We start from the raw sequence: 17,158 nt of genomic DNA on the forward strand, positions 1-17,158 counted from the left end.
ATTGTTTCATCTGGCTTACGCGGAGTGACCCGAGCAGCCGACGACCCGCCGACGGATCAGGACTTCTTCCCGCCGCTGCCGATCGCGACGTTGTCGTGCACGGAAGCCCCGAACGCCTGCTCCTTGAGCAGCGCCAGCTGGTCGCGCACCCGCGCCGCCTTCTCGAACTCGAGGTTGCGGGCATGCTCCAGCATCTGCTTTTCCAGCTGCTTGATGCGCTTGGAGATGTCCTTCTCGGACATGTCCTCCACCATCGCGCGCTGCAGCTCCTGCTTCTCCTGCTCCTTGCTGGCCTTTTCGCTGTAGACCCCGTCGATCAGGTCGCGGATCTGCTTCTGGATGCTCCTCGGCGTGATGCCGTGGGCCTCGTTGTGCGCGACCTGCCGGGCGCGACGCCGCTCCGTCTCGCCGATGGCCTTCTTCATCGACTCGGTCATGCGGTCGGCGTAGAGGATGGCCTTGCCGTTCAGGTTGCGCGCCGCCCGGCCGATGGTCTGGATCAGCGAGCGTTCGGCCCGCAGGAAGCCCTCCTTGTCGGCGTCCAGGATCGCCACCAGCGACACCTCGGGGATGTCCAGGCCCTCGCGCAGCAGGTTGATGCCCACCAGCACGTCGAACTGGCCCAGGCGGAGGTCGCGGATGATTTCCACCCGCTCCACCGTGTCCACGTCGCTGTGCAGGTAGCGCACCTTGACGCCGTTGTCGCTCAGGTAGTCGGTGAGCTGTTCGGCCATGCGCTTGGTCAGGGTGGTGATCAGCACGCGCTCGTTCTTGTCGACGCGGATGCGGATCTCCTGCAGCACGTCGTCGACCTGGTGGGTCGCCGGGCGGATTTCCACTTCGGGGTCGATCAGGCCGGTGGGGCGCACCAGCTGCTCCACCACCTGGCCGGCATGTTGCTTCTCGTAGTCGGCGGGCGTCGCCGAGACGAAGACCACCTGGCGCATGCGCGCCTCGAATTCCTCGAATTTCAGGGGCCGGTTGTCCATCGCCGAAGGCAGCCGGAAGCCGTACGCCACCAGCGTCTCCTTCCTCGCCCGATCCCCGGCGTACATTCCGTTGAGTTGCCCGATCATCTGGTGGCTCTCGTCCAGGAACATCAGGGCGTCCTTGGGCAGGTAGTCCGTCAGCGTGGAAGGCGGCGCGCCCGGCGGCGCGCCGGAGAGGTGGCGGGTGTAGTTCTCGATGCCCTTGCAGTGCCCCAGCTCGGAGAGCATCTCCAGGTCGAAGCGGGTGCGCTGCTCGAGGCGCTGGGCTTCCACCAGCTTGCCTTCGGCGACGAAGAACTTCAGGCGCTCGTCCAGCTCCAGCTTAATGGACTCCACGGCGGAGAGCACCTTCTCGCGCGGCGTCACATAGTGGCTGGACGGGTAGACCGTGAAGCGCGGCACCTTCTGCCGGATGCGCCCAGTCAGCGGGTCGAACAGCTGGAGCTGCTCGATCTCGTCGTCGAACAGCTCCACGCGGATCGCCAGCTCGGAGTGTTCGGCCGGGAAGATGTCGATCGTGTCGCCGCGCACGCGGAAGGTGCCGCGGGCGAAGTCCTGCTCGTTGCGGTTGTACTGCATGCGAATGAGCTGGGAGATCACGTCGCGCTGCCCGATCTTGTCGCCGATGCGCATGATGAAGCGCATCTGGGTGTAGTCCTCCGGGGCGCCGATGCCGTAGATCGCGCTCACGGTGGCCACGATCACGGTGTCGCGCCGCTCCAGCACGCTCTTGGTGGCCGACAGGCGCATCTGCTCGATGTGCTCGTTGATCGAGCTGTCCTTCTCGATGAACAGGTCGCGCTGGGGTACGTAGGCCTCGGGCTGGTAGTAGTCGTAGTAGCTCACGAAGTACTCCACCGCGTTGTGCGGGAAGAATTCGCGGAATTCGCTATAGAGCTGCGCCGCCAGCGTCTTGTTCGGCGCGAACACGATGGCCGGCCGCCCCAGGCGGGCGATCACGTTGGCCATGGTGTAGGTCTTGCCCGAGCCGGTGACGCCCAGCAGGGTCTGGTAGACCTCGCCGTCCTGCACCCCCTCCACCAGCTTTTCGATGGCCTGGGGCTGGTCGCCCGCCGGCGGATAGGGCTGGAACAGCTCGAACGGGGAGTCCGGATACGTGACGAACGTGCCCTTTTTCTCGTGCTGCGGGGCCTCGCTGGCCTGGGGAATTGCGCTCATGGGGGTAAATACGGGGACGACCCCTTAAAATTGCGGGCAGCCGGCCAGCGTACAACAGGCCGGGCGTCTTTGCCACCGCATCCCAAGGAACCCCATGTCTCTCTTCAACGCCGTCGAAATGGCGCCCCGCGACCCGATCCTGGGCCTGACCGAGCAATACGTCGCCGATCCGAACCCCAGGAAGGTCAACCTCGGGGTGGGCGTCTATTACGACGACAACGGCAAGCTGCCGCTGCTGCAGTGCGTCCAGAAGGCGGAAGAGAAGATGATGGCGGCCCATGCCGCCCGCGGCTACCTGCCGATCGATGGCATCGCGGCCTATGACGCCGCGATCAAGAACCTGGTATTTGGGGCCGATTCCGAGCCCGTCAAGGCCGGCCGCGTGGCCACGGTGCAGGCTCTGGGCGGCACCGGCGGCCTCAAGATCGGCGCCGACTTCCTGCACAAGCTGGATCCGGCGGCCAAGGTCCTGATCAGCGACCCGAGCTGGGAGAACCACCGCGGCATCTTCCGCGACGCCGGCTTCACGGTGGAGACCTACCCCTACTACGACGCCGAGCGCAAGGGCATCAACATGGACGGCATGCTGACGGCCTTGTCCACGGCCGAAGCCGGCACGGTCGTCGTGCTGCACGCCTGCTGCCACAACCCGACCGGCTACGACCTCACGCCCGCCCAGTGGGACCAGGTGGTCGCCGCGGTCCAGTCGCGCAAGCTGGTCGCCTTCCTGGACATGGCCTACCAGGGCTTCGCCCAGGGCATCGCCGAAGACGGCATCGCGGTGCAGAAGTTCCTCGCCTCCGGCCTGGACTTCTTCGTCTCCACCTCGTTCTCCAAGAGCCTGAGCCTGTACGGCGAGCGCGTGGGCGCGCTGTCGGTGCTGTGCCAGAGCGCCGAGGAGGCCGGCCGCGTGCTGTCGCAGCTGAAGATCGTGATCCGCACCAACTACAGCAACCCGCCCACGCACGGCGGCCAGGTGGCGGCCACCATCCTCAACACGCCGGAGCTGCGCGCCCTGTGGGAGCAGGAGCTGGCCGCCATGCGCGTGCGCATCAAGCAGATGCGCACGGCGATCGTCGAAAAGCTGAAGGCCGCCGGCGTGCAGCGCGATTTCAGCTTCATCGCGCACCAGGTCGGCATGTTCAGCTACTCGGGCCTGACCAAGGACCAGATGGTGCGCCTGCGCAACGAGTTCGGCGTGTACGGCATCGACAGCGGCCGCATCTGCGTGGCGGCGCTCAATAGCAAGAACATCGACTACGTGGCGGAGTGCATCGCGAAGGTGGTGTAAGCCTCCCCGCCCCTGTGAACTTGTGCGGCCTTCGGGCCGCTTTCTTTTTGCAGCTTCCGTTCGCGGCTCGACCCCACACTGCCCTCCTCGCGGCCGCGCCGGGCAGCCGCGGCATCCGTCAGGGGGGAAGCAGATGGTCGACGATCGCGTATCGGTCACGCGCGTCTGGCACGCGCTCGCGCTGGCGTGGGTTGTTGCGGCGCTCGCCGCTTGCGGCGGGGGCGGCCGCGACGCAAGCGGTGGGAGCGGCGGCGATGGAAGCTTCGGGAGAACGGCAGCGCCGCCGCAGGTCAGCCTCTCACTGCGGGCGCCCGGGCTCGTCCTCTCGGAGCAGGAACTGGCCGTCACCGTGCCCTTCGGTTCACTGCCGGCGCGCCGCTCGGTGCAGGTGACCCTTCCTCCTTCCGTGCTCGATTGGGGGGCGACGTCGACGACCCCCAGGCTGCAGGCCTCCGCTTCGGACCCGTCGCCGGCCGGAACGGGAACGGTGTTCCTGGACTTCTGGCCGGCGCTCCCCGGCACGTACACCGAGGCCGTGCAGGTCTTCGCCGAGGCCCGCACGGGCGATATCGGCAGCTTCCTTGACTCGAAGACGATCACCGTGACCTATACCGTCACCGCCAATGACGCCGTGGAGGTGGCGTTCTTTCCCCAGGGCGCGGACCTGACCTGGAAACAGGGGACGCCGGAGCCCGAGGCGGCCGAGCGCACGGTGCTGGCCAAACCGGGGGTGATCGCCCGGCAGCGGGAGATCCAGTACCTGACGTTTCCCCCTGCGGCGGCGAGCCACCCGCTGGTGAATGGCTGGTGGCTCGATGGCCCCGAATTCATGCCGGCGGCCATGGTGTGCGCCGACGACGAGGCGGGTTCCTCCAGTTGCCTCCCGCCAGGCACCTACACGGCCCGCCTGCGCTACGAGATCGTCGAGGACGGCCGGAGCAGCGACGTGTTCTGGCCGGTCACCCTGCAGGTGGTCCCCTGAAAGGCTTCAGCCCCACACCACCGACCGCATCGAAATCGACGCCGACTGGAACCGGTCGTTGAAGAAGCGCAGCTTCTCCCCCGGCTCCGCGGCGCCGGCCGCGTGCAGCAGCGGCAGGTAGTGGTCGTGGGTGGGGTGCGCCAGCTGCGCCACCTGTCCCAGCTTCTGGAACTCCGCCAATTCGGCCAGCGCGCCCTGCTCCAGCAGGCCCGCGGTCTTGCCGTCGAACTCGAAGGCCCAGTCGTAGGCCTGCATCGCGGGCACGCCGCGGCGGGTGGCACGCAGGTTGTGGACGATGTTGCCGCTGCCCACCACCAGCACGCCGCGCTGGCGCAGCGCCCTCAGCTGCCGGCCGAGCGCGAAGTGATCCGCCGGCGGGCGGCCGTAGTCGAGACTGAGCTGCACCAGCGGGATCTCCGCCGCCGGGAACATCGGCTTCAGCACCGACCAGGTCCCGTGGTCGAAACCCCACTCGCGCTCGTCGAGGCCGATGCGCGGCTCACGGATCTCCGCCGCGATCGCCCGGGCGACGGCGGGGGCACCGGGCGCCGGGTACTCCTGCTCGAACAGGGTGCGCGGAAAGCCGCCGAAATCGTGGATCGTGCGCGGCTTCTCCATCGCCGTGAGCTGCCAGCCGCGCGTCAGCCAGTGCGCCGACACGCACAGGATCAACTGCGGTTTCGGCCAGCGCGTGCCGAACTCCGCTCCCAGCGCCTGCCAGGCACGGCGGAATTCGTTGTCCTCGACCGCATTCATGGGGCTGCCATGGCCCACGAACAGCACCGGCATGCGCGGGGTGGCGGCGAGGGTCTCCAGGCCGGCCGCCGCGGCGGCCCGGTCCAGCAGCGCACCGCCGGCCAGCGCGACCGTGGCGCCGATCCAGCGCCGTCTGTCCATCTTTTTCATGTTCCACTCCGACTGAGCCTTGTGCGAGCCTGACAGATGGGCGAAGTTCCGAACCTGATCCGTAGTTCTACCGCAAGCAGTCTGGCTTTGCGGCTGGTATATTGCACTGCAACAAAAGCTCTCGGGGCCCCCATGCTCTACCAAATTTACGAGGCGCACCGTTCCCTCATGGAACCGTTCGCCGATTTCGCCCTGGCCGCCTCCAAGCTGTACAGCAATCCCCTGTCCCCCTTCGGGCAGCACCCCTTCGCGCAGCGAATCTCCGCCGGCTACGACCTGATCTACCGGCTCGGGAAGGACTACGAGAAGCCGGAGTTCGGCATCCAGACCATCGGCGAGGACGGCGTCGAGATCGCCATCCAGGAACGCGTGGTGCTGGACAAGCCCTTCTGCGAGCTGCGCCGCTTCAAGCGCTTCTCGGACGATCCGCGCACCCTGGAGACGCTGCACGGCCAGCCCGCGGTGCTGATCGTGGCGCCGCTGTCCGGCCACTACGCCACCCTGCTGCGCGACACCGTGCGCTCCATGCTGCGTGACCACAAGGTGTACATCACCGACTGGCGCAATGCCCGCATGGTGCCCTCGGAGGCCGGCGACTTCACGCTGGACACCTACGTCAACTACGTGCAGGAATTCATCCGCCACCTGCAGGGCCGCTACGGCAACTGCCACGTGATCAGCGTGTGCCAGCCCACCGTGCCGACGCTCGCCGCGGTGTCGCTGATGGCCTCGCGCGGCGAGACCACGCCGCTGACCATGACCATGATGGGCGGCCCGATCGACGCCCGCAAGTCGCCGACCGCGGTGAACAACCTGGCGATGAACAAGAGCTACGAGTGGTTCGAGAACAACGTGATCTACCGCGTGCCCCCGGGCTTCCCCGGCGAGGGCCGCCGCGTGTACCCGGGCTTTCTGCAGCACTCCGGCTTCGTGGCGATGAACCCGGACCGCCACCTCCTGAGCCACTACGACTACTTCAAGCACCTGATCGCCGGCGATGACGCCTCGGCCGAGGCGCACCGCCAGTTCTACGACGAGTACAACGCCGTCCTCGACATGGACGCGGACTACTACCTCGACACGATCCGCGTCGTGTTCCAGGAGTTCAGCCTCGTCAACGGCACCTGGGACGTGCGCGCCCCGGACGGCAAGCTGGAACGCGTGCGGCCGCAGGACATCCGCACCACCGCCCACCTCACGATCGAGGGCGAGCTCGACGACATCTCCGGCGCCGGCCAGACCGAGGCCGCGCACGCCCTCTGCGACGGCGTCCCGAAGGATCGCCAAAAGCACATCGAGGTGAAGGGCGCGGGCCACTACGGCATCTTCAGCGGCCGCCGCTGGCGCGACAGCGTGTACCCGCAGGTGCGCGACTTCATCGCGCGTTTCCACGACGTCCCGGGAGCGCCCGCGCAGAAGGCGCCGGCGCGCAAGGCAGTCGCCGCCGCCCGCCGCAGCACGGGCCTGGCGCGCACCAGCGCGGCGAGCACCTCGTCGCGAAAGCGCGCCTCGGGCAAGTGAGGCCGCTGGCGGCGCGCCTGCACGCCGCCCTCCCGCAGACCCAGTGCACCCGCTGCGGCTACCCCGACTGCGCGGGGTACGCCGAGGCCATTGCCGCGGGCGAGGCACAGATCAACCAGTGCCCGCCCGGCGGCGCGGAAGGCATCGAGCGCCTCGCCCGGATCACGGGCCGCGCGGCGCTCCCGCTCAATCCCTCCAACGGCGTCGAAGGGCCGCGCACGGTGGCCGTCATCGACGAGGCCTGGTGCATCGGCTGCACGCTGTGCCTCGATGCCTGCCCCACCGACGCCATCCTGGGCGGCAACAAGCGCATGCACACGGTGATCGAGCCGTACTGCACCGGCTGCGAGCTGTGCGTGCCGGTTTGCCCGGTCGACTGCATCGCGCTCGAGAACGCCAGCGGCGAGCGCACCGGCTGGCAGGCCTGGTCCGAGGCCGATGCGCGCCTGGCGCTGCAACGCTACGAAGCCCGCAAGCTGCGCAAGGCGCAGGAAGCGCAGGACCACGCCGAGCGCATGGAACAGAAGGCGCTGGCCAAGCTGGCCGACCTGCCCGCGCAGACGCACGACGCCGAGGGCGCGGAGCTCGCGCGCAAGAAGGCGGTCATCGAGGCGGCGCTGGCGCGCGCCCGCGCGAAACGCGGCGGCGCCTGAGCCCGCGTGTGGGCGTCAAGCCACGGCGCTTTACATTCCATTTGCGAACCATTCTCATTTGAGTCATACTGCAGGGCTCAAGTCAACGTCATCCCCCGGCGAGCCAGAGACGGTCTCCACCCCCCAGCCAGCCGCAACCATCCAGGAGCTATTCCCATGGTGCGTGCCTTCCGGCTGCAGCCTTCCGTCCTGGCCGTCCTCGCGGCCATCCACACCGGCGCCTTCGCCGAAACGACCCTGCGCGAGGTCGACGTGCACGCGCAGGCCGAACGCGCCGACGGGCCCGTCCAGGGCTACCGGGCCAATCGGTCGTCCACCTTCACCAAGACCGACACGCCGCTGAAGGAGGTTCCGGCCTCCATCACCGTGATCCCCGCCGACGTCATGAAGGACCAGGCGATGCAGAACATGGGCGACGTGCTGCGCTACGTGCCCGGCGCCACGCTGCACCAGGGCGAAGGCAACCGCGACCAGGTCGTGCTGCGCGGCAACAGCACCACGGCGGACTTCTACGTCGATGGCGTGCGCGACGACGCGCAGGTCTTCCGCGACCTGTACAACCTCGAACGCGTCGAGGTCCTGAAGGGCCCCGGCGGCATGATCTTCGGCCGCGGCGGCTCCGGCGGCGTGGTCAACCGCGTCACCAAGAAGCCGGTGTTCGGCCGCGTCGCGGAGGCGAACCTCACGGCGGGCAGCTACGGCCAGGTGCGCGGCACCGTGGACCTGGGCAACAAGGCGAGCGACACCGTGGCGTGGCGGCTCAACGCAATGGCCGAACACTCCAACAGCTTCCGCCACGACGTGGACCTGCGCCGCGCCGCCATCAACCCGGTGGTGACCGTCACGCCCGGCCCGGCCACCGCCGTGACCTTCGGCTACGAGCACGCCGAGGACGAGCGCACCGCCGACCGCGGCATCCCCTCGCAGAACGGCCTGCCCTTCGCGACCGGCCGCGGCACCTTCTTCGGCAACGCGCAGCAGAGCAATGCCGTCAGCATGGTCGACGCCCTCACCGCGGTGCTGGACCAGGACCTGGGCGGCGGCGTCCAGCTGCGCAACAGCTTCCGCGCCGCCCGCTACGACAAGTTCTACCAGAACGTGTTCCCGGGCAGCGCCGTCAATGCGGCCGGCACGATGTCGATCAACGCGTACAACAACGCCAACGACCGCACCAACATCTTCAACCAGACCGACCTGACGACGAAGCTGAAGGCCGGCGGGATGGAGCACGCGATCCTGGCCGGCATGGAGCTGGGCCACCAGGACAGCCGCAGCGAGCGCCGCAGCGGCCTGTTCGGCAGCGCCGTGGGCAGCATCGGCGGCATCCCCGCCAGCAACCCCATCGCCACCGCCACCGGCTTCGACTTCCGCGGCACCGATGCCAACAACCGCGTGCGCTCGGACATCTTCGCGCTCTATGCGCAGGACCAGATCGCGCTCACGCCGCAGTGGAAGCTGCTGGCCGGCCTGCGCTACGACGTGTTCAAGGTCGACTTCGACGACCGCCGCACCACCGTGCCGCCGACCGACCTGGAGCGCACCGACCGCGAGTTCAGCCCGCGCCTGGGCGTGATCTGGACGCCCGACGCCCGCTCGACCTACTACGCCAGCTACAGCTACGCCTTCCTGCCCTCGGGCGAGCAACTGTCGCTGGCCACCGGCACGGTGGACCTGGAGCCGGAAAAGTCGACCAACTACGAGATCGGCGCGCGCTGGGACCTGCTGCCGGGCCTGACGCTGTCGGCCGCCCTGTTCCGCCTCGACAAGGACGGCGTGCGCAGCAAGGACCCCGCGGGGAGCGGCCTGTTCATCAAGACCGGCCTGCAGCGCACGCAGGGCGTGGAGCTCGGCCTCGCCGGCGAGGTCACGCCGCGCTGGCAGATGTACGGCGGCTACGCGCACCTGGACGCGAAGGTGGAGAAGGCGCTGAACACCGGCAGCGACCCGAACGCCGCCGCGATCCCGGCGGGCCGGCGTGTCGCGCTGGTGCCGCGCAACATGTTCTCGCTGTGGAACCGCTTCGACGCCGGCGCCGGCTGGGCCTTCGGCCTAGGCCTGGTGCACCAGGGCGAATCCTTCGCCGCGATCAGCAACGCGGTGACGCTGCCCTCGTTCTCGCGCGCCGACGGCGCGGTCTACTACACCTTCGCGGGCGGACGGACGCGCGTGGCGCTGAACCTGGAGAACCTGACGGACCGCAAGTACTTCCCGACGGCGGACGGGGACAACAACATCTCGGTCGGCGCGCCGCGAACCGCGCGCGTCACGCTGACGTCGACGTTCTGATCAGCCGAGCGCGTCGTTGACCTGTTCGTTGAACTCGGTCTGCGACAGCGCCGCGTCGACCTCGCGCGGCAGCGCGTCGCGCACGGAGAACACGCCCATCACCTTGCGGTCGGGGCCGACGATGGGCAGGTGGCGGAAGCCGCGCTCGATCATCATGAGCACGGCGTCCGACACCTTGGTCTGCGGCGTGACGCACAGGGGGTTGGGCGTCATCACCTGGGCCAGCGTGGTCTGCTTGGGATCGAGCGCGCGCGCCAGCACGCGCGTGGTGAGGTCGCGCTCGGTCACGATGCCCAGCAACTTGTCCGGCGGGTCCATCACCAGCACGCTGCTGAAGTTCGCGCGCGTCATGGCGCAGGCGGCTTCCCACACGGTGGCGTGCGAAGACAGGCTCAGGATCACCCGCTTCGGGATGGACTGGAAGACGGTGCGTTCGGCCATGGCTACCCCCTTTCCCTTGTCAGAACTGGTCCCTCTTTGTAAAGGGAAGTCGGCGTCAGCGCAATGAGGCGTTGATCTTTTCCAGCACGGAAATGCCCGGACACAGCTGCGGCGCCTCCAGCGTGTTGAGCGGAAGGGCGGTCGTGTTCAGCGCCGTGTGCAGGTCGGTGGCCAGAGGGTCAACATACAGCAGGCCGGTGACAATTTCGCCGCGCACCTGGTGTTCCTGCATGAAGGCCATCGCCCGGCGCCGGTCGGTCGGGTCGTACTCCCGGTGCAGGCTGCGCAGCCGCAGCAGGGTGCCGTCGTGCTGGCGCACGTCCACCACCTCGCCGGGGCCCGGCTCCGCGGTGATCTCCGAGGCCGGTGTGATGAAGTCGATGCGGCTCACCGCCTCGTTGTGCTCGCGCACGTAGTCGTAGCTCTTCGTGCTGCCCGGGTGGTTGTTGAAGGCCACGCAGGGGCTGATCACGTCGATGAAGGCTGCACCGCCATGGCTCATGGCGCCCTTGATCAGCGGCACCAGCTGCGCCTTGTTGCCCGAGAAGCCGCGCGCCACGTAGGTCGCGCCCAGCTGCAGCGCCATGCCGACCAGGTCCACGGGGCTGTCGCTGTTGACCGAGCCCTTCTTGCTCTTCGAGCCCGCGTCGGCGGTGGCGGAGAACTGCCCCTTGGTGAGGCCGTAGACGCCGTTGTTCTCGACGATGTAGGCCATGCGCACGCCGCGCCGCATGGCGTGGGCGAACTGGCCCAGGCCGATCGAGGCCGAGTCGCCGTCGCCCGAGACGCCGAGGTACAGCAGTTCGCGGTTGGCGAGGTTGGCACCGGTCAGTACCGAGGGCATGCGACCGTGCACCGTGTTGAAGCCGTGCGAGGCGCCGAGGAAGTAGTCGGGCGTCTTGGAACTGCAGCCGATGCCGGACAGCTTGGCCACGCGGTGCGGCTCGATGTCCAGCTCCCAGCAGGCCTGGATGATCGCGGCCGAGATCGAGTCGTGGCCGCAGCCGGCGCACAGCGTCGAGATCTTGCCCTCGTAGTCGCGGCGCGTGTAGCCGACGCGGTTCTTCTCCAGCGTCGGGTGGTGCAGCGGCGGCTTGGCGATATAGGTCATGCCACGTTCTCCTTCTGTTCCTGCACGTGCGCGGTGATGGCCTGGGTGATGAAGCGGGCGGTGATGGGCGTGCCGTCGTAGTGCAGCACCTTCACCAGCCGGGCGGGGTCGACCTCGAGCTCGTTGACCAGCAGCGAGCGCAGCTGGGCGTCGCGGTTCTGTTCAACGACGAACACCTTCTCGTGGCCCGCGATGAAGTCGGAGACGCTGTCCGGGAAGGGGAAGGCCCGCAGGCGCATGGCATCGAGCTCGAGGCCCTGCTCCGCCAGCACCTCCAGCGCCTCCAGCATCGCCGGGCTGGTGGAGCCGTAGTAGATGACGCCCAGCGGCGCCTTGCGCGCCGCGCGCCGGATCACCGGCTGCGGCACCAGCGTGGCGGCCGTGCGGAACTTCGTCAGCAGGCGCTCCATGTTGTAGACGTAGTCCGCGCCGCGCTCCGAGTAGCGCGCGTAGGCGTCACGCGTGGTGCCCCGGGTGAAGTAGGAGCCCTTGGTCGGGTGCGTGCCGGGCAGCGTGCGCCACGGGATGCCGTCGCCGTCCACGTCCTTGTAGCGGCCGAAGTCCTTGCCGGCTTCCAGCTCCTCGTGGGTCATGACCTTGCCCCGGTCGTACGCCTGGCCTTCCTGCCAATCGAAGGGATTGCACAGGCGCTGGTTCATGCCGATGTCGAGGTCGGTCATCACGAACACGGGCGTCTGCAGGCGTTCCGCCAGGTCCAGTGCCTTGGCCGTGTGCTCGAAGCACTCGTGCGGGTCTTCCGGGAACAGCAGCACGTGCTTGGTGTCGCCGTGCGAGGCGTAGGCGCAGGCCAGCACGTCGGCCTGCTGCGTACGCGTGGGCATGCCCGTGGAGGGCCCGCCGCGCTGCACGTTGACGATGGTCACCGGGATCTCGGCGAACTGCGCCAGGCCGATGAACTCGGTCATCAGCGACACGCCCGGGCCCGAGGTGGCCGTCCAGGCGCGCGCGCCGTTCCAGCCGGCGCCCACCACCATCCCGATGGAGGCGAGCTCGTCCTCCGCCTGAACCACGGCGTAGCGGTTCTGGCCCGTGTCCGGGTCGACGCGCATCTTGCTGCAGTACTTCTGGAAGGCCTCGGCCACCGAGGACGAGGGCGTGATCGGGTACCAGGCCATGACGGTAGCGCCGCCGTAGACGGCGCCCAGCGCGCAGGCGCTGTTGCCGTCGACGAAGATGCGCTTGCCCACCCGGTCGGCGCGGCGCACGCGCAGGCCCAGCGGGTACTGCAGGTGCTCCTGCGCGAACTCGCGGCCCAGGTGCAGCGCCTGCACGTTGGACGACAGCAGCTTCTCCTTGCCGCGGTACTGCTCTCCGAACAGCTTCTCGATCTCCTTCGCCTCGATCTCCAGCAGGACCGACAGCGCGCCGACGTAGACGATGTTCTTGAACAGCTGGCGCTGGCGCGGGTCGTCGTAGACGGCGTTGCAGATCTCCGTGAGCGGCATGCCGATCACGTGCACGTCGTCGCGGAACTTCGAAGGCGGCAGCGGCCGCGTGTTGTCGTAGAACAGGTAGCCGCCGGGCGAGAGCTCGGCCACGTCGCCGTCCCAGGTCTGCGGGTTCATGGCGACCATCATGTCGACGCCGCCGCGCCGGCCCAGCCAGCCCTTCTCGCTCACCCGCACCTCGTACCACGTGGGCAGGCCCTGGATGTTGCTGGGGAAGATGTTGCGCGGGCTGACCGGCACGCCCATGCGCATGATCGACTTGGCGAACAGCTCGTTGGCCGAGGCCGAACCCGAGCCGTTCACGTTCGCGAACTTGACGACGAAGTCGTTGACGGCTTCGATGCGAGTCATTTGGAATCCTCCCCCAGACTTGTCCGCTGCGCGGCCCGCGCCTCCCCCCTCCGCAAGCGGAGGGGGCCCGCGCCTTCGGGCGGCCGTGCGGCACTCATGCCGCCACCTCCTCGTGCTGCACCGCCGGCCGGCTCCCGGCCAGCGCGCTCTTGAACATGTACTTCTGCATGTCCCAGGCGCCCGTCGGGCAGCGCTCGGCGCAGAGCCCGCAGTGCAGGCAGACGTCCTCGTCCTTCACCATCAGCCGTCCCGTCTTGAGGCGGTCGGACACGTACAGGTCCTGCGCCAGGTTGAGCGCCGGCGCCTTCAGCCGCTGGCGCAGGTCGCCCTCCTCGCCGTCGGGCGTGAAGGTGATGCAGTCCATCGGGCAGATGTCCACGCAGGCATCGCACTCGATGCAGGTGCTCTGGTTGAACACCGTCTGCACGTCGCAGTTGAGGCAGCGCTGCGCCTCCTTGAACGCCGTCTTGGCGTCGAAGCCCAGCTCCACCTCCACCCGGATGCTGGCCAGCGCCTTCTCGGCCTGCGCCCATGGCACCTTGAAGCGGGCGTCGAGCGAGGTGGCGTTGTCGTAGCTCCACTCGTGGATGCCCATCTTCTGCGACATCAGGTTGGTCATCGGCGCGGGGCGCACCCGCGGGTCCAGCCCGTTGAGCAGCAGGTCGATCGACACCGCCGCCTCGTGGCCGTGCGCCACGGCGGTGATGATGTTCTTGGGCCCCAGGGCGGCATCGCCGCCGAAGAAGACAGTCGGCACGGTGGACTGGAAAGTCACCTTGTTCAGCACCGGCAGGCCCCACTTGTCGAACTCGAGGCCGCAGTCGCGCTCGATCCAGGGGAAGGCGTTCTCCTGCCCCACCGCGACCAGCACCTCGTCGCAGGCGAAGAAGGCGTGCGGCTCGCCGGTGGGGATCAGGGTGCGCCGGCCCTTGGCGTCGTATTCGGCGCGCACGATCTCGAACAGCATGCCCGTGAGGCGGCCGTTCTCGTGCACGAAAGACACCGGCACATGCATGTTGATGATGGGGATGCCCTCGTGCATGGCATCTTCCTTCTCCCACGGCGAGGCCTTCATCTCCTCGAAGCCGCTGCGCACGATGACCTTGACGTCGGTGCCACCGAGACGGCGGGCGGAACGGCAGCAGTCCATGGCCGTGTTGCCGCCGCCCAGCACGATGACCCGCTTGCCCACGCTCGTCACGTGGCCGAAGGACACCGAGGCCAGCCAGTCGATGCCGATGTGGATGTGGCTCGCCGCTTCCTTGCGGCCGGGGATGTCGAGGTCGCGCCCGCGCGGGGCGCCGCAACCGACGAAGATCGCGTCGTAGCCCTGCCCCATCAGCGCCTTCATGGAGTCGATGCGCTGGCCGCCGACGAAGCGCGCGCCGAGTTCGAGCACGTAGCCCATCTCCTCGTCGATCACCGATTCGGGCAGGCGGAAGCGCGGGATCTGCGTACGCATGAAGCCGCCCGGCTTGGGCTCGCCGTCGAACACGGTCACTTCATAGCCGAGCGGCGCCAGGTCGCGCGCGACGGTGAGCGACGCGGGACCCGCGCCCACGCAGGCGATGCGCTTGCCGTTGCGCCGGGCCGCCGGCTGCGGCATGCGGCGCCGTACGTCCTCCTTCAGGTCGGCGGCGACACGCTTGAGGCGGCAGATCGCGACCGGTTCGGGATCGCCGGCGTTGCTCTCTTCCACCCGGCCGCGGCGGCAGGCCGGCTCGCAGGGACGGTCGCAGGTGCGGCCGAGGATGCCCGGGAAGACGTTGGACACCCAGTTGATCATGTAAGCGTCGCCGTAGCGGCCCTGCGCGATCAGCCTGATGTATTCGGGGACGGGGGTGTGCGCGGGGCAGGCCCACTGGCAATCCACCACCTTGTGGAAATACGCCGGGTTGGCGATGTTGGTCGGTTGCAAGAACCCTCCTGGACTGCACGGCCCGGCATGCGGGCCTCTTTCAGTCTACGCCGCTCGTGCGTAAACCGGCTCTCCGTGGATTCCACTACGGACAGGAGGGTCGCCTGTTGACCTTGCTCAGGAAAGATTGCTTGGCATCGGCGCGTGCACCGGCTTGCTGCCGCGGGCGAGCCAGCGCGCCGCGAACGCCAGCCCCGGAAGCCGTTCGCCGAAAAGAGGTCCCTGCCCCAGCGTCCAGCCGTTCTTCTTCAGGAAGGCGAGCTGTTGCGCCGTCTCCACTCCGCAGGCCACGCAGGCCAGCCTGAGCCGGCGCGCGAGGTCCCCGATGCCCAGCAGCATCGCCTGCGCGGTGCCGTCGCGATCGAGGTCGCGCACGAAGGAAGGGTCCACCAGGATCTCGTCGCAGGGCAGCTGGCGCAGGTGCGAGACCGACGCGTTGCAGCCGAAGCGGGCCAGCGCCACGCGCACGCCCTTCTTGCGCATGCCGGCGATGGCCGCGGCCTCCCTGGCCGGCAGGTTGTCGAGGGCGGCCACCTGCTGCAGCTCCAGCAGGAGCAGGCGGGCATCCAGGCCGCCGGCGATCGATGCGTTGACCAGGTGCGCGAGGTCGCTCGGGCGCATGTTGGCCAGCGAGACCTTCGCTGCGATGGGCACCAGCTGCAAGCCCGCGGTGCGCCAGTTCTTCACGTGCTTCAGCAGGGCTTCGAACTTCCACTCGTTCAGCACGACGTCCATCTCGGAGCTGCCCGCCAGGTCCATCAGCTCGTCGCCCTCGATCATGCGGCCCGACGCGTGGCGCCAGCGCAGCACCGCTTCGGCGGCGACGACGCGGCCGGTCGCGAGCTCGACGCGCGGCTCGTACAGCAGCTCGATCTCGTCGCGGCTCACCGCGTGGCGCAGTTCCGCGCTCAGGTCCAGGCGGCTCAGCGCCATGTCCTTGAACTGCGGCGAGAAGAACTCGTAGCGGTGCGGGCCGGCCAGCTTGGCATGGCGCAGCGCCAGGCCGGCGTTGCGCATCAGCACGTCGGGCTCGGTGCCGTCGTTGGGGAACACGGAGACGCCGACGCTGCAGGTGACGAACAGCTCCGGGAAACCCGCGCGCTGGAAGTTCACGGTGGAGTCTTCCAGCAGCTTGTTGATGAAGGCCGCACTGGGCACGCCTTCCATGTAGGGGACGATGATCGCGAACTCGTCGCCGTCGAAGCGGTACAGCGTCGGGTTGTGCTGGTCGGAGCTGAGCTCGCCGCCGTGCTCGGTCTGCACGCAGCTGGCCAGCCGCTTGGCCACGCGCTGCAGCAGCTGGTCGCCGACCACCCGGCCGAGGGCGTCGTTGATGCGGCCCAGGTCGTCCACCCCGACGTGGATCAGGGCGCCGGGATGGGCGCTGGCCAGCGCCTCGTCCAGCACCGCCGTCATGTCGCGGCGATAGCGTTGCTTGTTCGGCAGCGCGGTCAGGGTGTCGTGCTGGCTCAGGTACTCGCGGTACGCGCTGGCCGCCAGGGTGTTGCGGATGCGCAGGGCGAGTTCGCTGGGATCCACCGGCTTGGACAGGAAGTCCATGGCGCCCAGCGCCAGCGCCTTGAGCTTCACCTGCGGGTCGGTGCTGCTGGTGAGCACGATCACCGGCACGTGGCGCAGCACGGCGTCCTCGCGCATGGCGGCCAGGATGTCCATGCCGCTCACCCGGGGCATGCTCAGGTCCAGCAGCAGCACGCCCGGCTGCTCCTTGCGCATCATGGGCACCGCGAGCTCGGGCCGGTCGGTGTTGACGAAATGCCGGTAGCCCGCGTCCGCCAGGAAGGCCTCGGTCATCTCGATGTTCAGCATCTCGTCGTCGACCATCATGATCAACGCATCCGAGAGGCCGACGGAGCGACCGCGCCAGACCGCTTCCTGAGGCGACAATGCGCGCAACTCGAGGAGCGAGAGCCTTTCCTCGCCCAGCGCGAACACGGTCGGCTGGGAACCCGTCGTGTCGCGCTCGGTTTCGCTGTCTCCCCTGTCGCGGCGTTGCCCCTCGCCGCCCTTGCTATTGCTCATGGTTGCATTTTGCTACGACCT

Annotated in this window: 12 protein-coding genes; 5 read left to right on the top strand and 7 right to left on the bottom strand. The window is 68.5% G+C overall.

Annotated features, from left to right (window positions below; genetic code table 11):
• Positions 1–56 precede the first annotated feature (56 nt).
• On the bottom strand, positions 57–2,168 hold the full coding sequence (gene uvrB / locus JJ685_RS01760) for an excinuclease ABC subunit UvrB (protein ID WP_201672453.1): 2,112 nt from the start codon (positions 2,166–2,168) through the stop codon (positions 57–59).
• A 94-nt stretch (positions 2,169–2,262) separates the two neighbouring features.
• Between uvrB and JJ685_RS01765 the strand changes: the two genes are divergently transcribed.
• Positions 2,263–3,459 (top strand): amino acid aminotransferase, encoded by a 1,197-nt coding sequence (locus JJ685_RS01765; protein ID WP_201672454.1) that lies wholly within the window; start codon positions 2,263–2,265, stop codon positions 3,457–3,459.
• Between the two features lie 133 nt (positions 3,460–3,592).
• Positions 3,593–4,441 carry a hypothetical protein gene (locus JJ685_RS01770; RefSeq protein WP_201672455.1) on the top strand — a complete coding sequence of 283 codons (849 nt, stop codon included), beginning with the start codon at positions 3,593–3,595 and terminating at the stop codon, positions 4,439–4,441.
• A gap of 6 nt (positions 4,442–4,447) precedes the next feature.
• On the opposite strand, the gene ygiD is transcribed toward JJ685_RS01770, so the two are convergent.
• The gene (ygiD, locus tag JJ685_RS01775) at positions 4,448–5,230 is read right to left on the bottom strand and encodes a 4,5-DOPA-extradiol-dioxygenase (protein WP_236598736.1); all 783 of its coding nucleotides are present in this window, start codon (positions 5,228–5,230) and stop codon (positions 4,448–4,450) included.
• A gap of 249 nt (positions 5,231–5,479) precedes the next feature.
• On the opposite strand from ygiD, the gene JJ685_RS01780 reads away from it, so the two are divergent.
• The 3 genes from JJ685_RS01780 (at position 5,480) to JJ685_RS01790 (ending at position 9,807) form a co-directional block, all read left to right on the top strand.
• Positions 5,480–6,868, top strand: a complete 1,389-nt coding sequence (locus JJ685_RS01780) for a polyhydroxyalkanoate depolymerase (RefSeq protein WP_201672456.1) — start codon at positions 5,480–5,482, stop codon at positions 6,866–6,868.
• Positions 6,865–7,521 carry an electron transport complex subunit RsxB gene (rsxB, locus tag JJ685_RS01785; RefSeq protein WP_201672457.1) on the top strand — a complete coding sequence of 219 codons (657 nt, stop codon included), beginning with the start codon at positions 6,865–6,867 and terminating at the stop codon, positions 7,519–7,521. Before JJ685_RS01780 ends, rsxB begins: the two co-directional genes overlap by 4 nt.
• Before the next feature lie 156 nt (positions 7,522–7,677).
• On the top strand, positions 7,678–9,807 hold the full coding sequence (locus tag JJ685_RS01790) for a TonB-dependent receptor (RefSeq protein ID WP_201672458.1): 2,130 nt from the start codon (positions 7,678–7,680) through the stop codon (positions 9,805–9,807).
• Here JJ685_RS01790 and JJ685_RS01795 read toward each other — a convergent pair whose 3' ends face one another.
• From JJ685_RS01795 to JJ685_RS01815, 5 genes are all read right to left on the bottom strand, one after another.
• Positions 9,808–10,248: a CBS domain-containing protein gene (locus JJ685_RS01795; RefSeq protein ID WP_201672459.1), complete on the bottom strand. Its 441-nt coding sequence runs from the start codon at positions 10,246–10,248 to the stop codon at positions 9,808–9,810.
• A gap of 55 nt (positions 10,249–10,303) precedes the next feature.
• Positions 10,304–11,359: a 2-oxoacid:ferredoxin oxidoreductase subunit beta gene (locus JJ685_RS01800; RefSeq protein ID WP_201672460.1), complete on the bottom strand. Its 1,056-nt coding sequence runs from the start codon at positions 11,357–11,359 to the stop codon at positions 10,304–10,306.
• Entirely contained in the window at positions 11,356–13,179 is a 1,824-nt protein-coding gene (locus JJ685_RS01805) for a 2-oxoacid:acceptor oxidoreductase subunit alpha (RefSeq protein WP_201672461.1), read from the bottom strand. Before JJ685_RS01805 ends, JJ685_RS01800 begins: the two co-directional genes overlap by 4 nt.
• A 94-nt stretch (positions 13,180–13,273) precedes the next feature.
• Positions 13,274–15,097, bottom strand: coding sequence for an FAD-dependent oxidoreductase (locus tag JJ685_RS01810; protein ID WP_201672462.1), 1,824 nt, complete (start codon positions 15,095–15,097; stop codon positions 13,274–13,276).
• A gap of 117 nt (positions 15,098–15,214) precedes the next feature.
• Positions 15,215–17,137, bottom strand: coding sequence for an EAL domain-containing protein (locus tag JJ685_RS01815; protein WP_201672463.1), 1,923 nt, complete (start codon positions 17,135–17,137; stop codon positions 15,215–15,217).
• Positions 17,138–17,158: the final 21 nt, after the last annotated feature.

It is taken from the genome of Ramlibacter monticola (genome assembly GCF_016722785.1).
Classification (GTDB): domain Bacteria; phylum Pseudomonadota; class Gammaproteobacteria; order Burkholderiales; family Burkholderiaceae_C; genus Ramlibacter; species Ramlibacter monticola.

Coding starts and splice junctions, on each gene's coding strand:
- JJ685_RS01765 (WP_201672454.1), top strand. CDS start 2,263: ATGTCTCTCTTCAACGCCGTCGAAATGGCGCCCCGCGACCCGATCCTG.
- JJ685_RS01790 (WP_201672458.1), top strand. CDS start 7,678: ATGGTGCGTGCCTTCCGGCTGCAGCCTTCCGTCCTGGCCGTCCTCGCG.
- JJ685_RS01770 (WP_201672455.1), top strand. CDS start 3,593: ATGGTCGACGATCGCGTATCGGTCACGCGCGTCTGGCACGCGCTCGCG.
- JJ685_RS01800 (WP_201672460.1), bottom strand. CDS start 11,359: ATGACCTATATCGCCAAGCCGCCGCTGCACCACCCGACGCTGGAGAAG.
- ygiD (WP_236598736.1), bottom strand. CDS start 5,230: ATGCCGGTGCTGTTCGTGGGCCATGGCAGCCCCATGAATGCGGTCGAG.
- JJ685_RS01815 (WP_201672463.1), bottom strand. CDS start 17,137: ATGAGCAATAGCAAGGGCGGCGAGGGGCAACGCCGCGACAGGGGAGAC.
- JJ685_RS01795 (WP_201672459.1), bottom strand. CDS start 10,248: ATGGCCGAACGCACCGTCTTCCAGTCCATCCCGAAGCGGGTGATCCTG.
- uvrB (WP_201672453.1), bottom strand. CDS start 2,168: ATGAGCGCAATTCCCCAGGCCAGCGAGGCCCCGCAGCACGAGAAAAAG.
- JJ685_RS01780 (WP_201672456.1), top strand. CDS start 5,480: ATGCTCTACCAAATTTACGAGGCGCACCGTTCCCTCATGGAACCGTTC.
- JJ685_RS01805 (WP_201672461.1), bottom strand. CDS start 13,179: ATGACTCGCATCGAAGCCGTCAACGACTTCGTCGTCAAGTTCGCGAAC.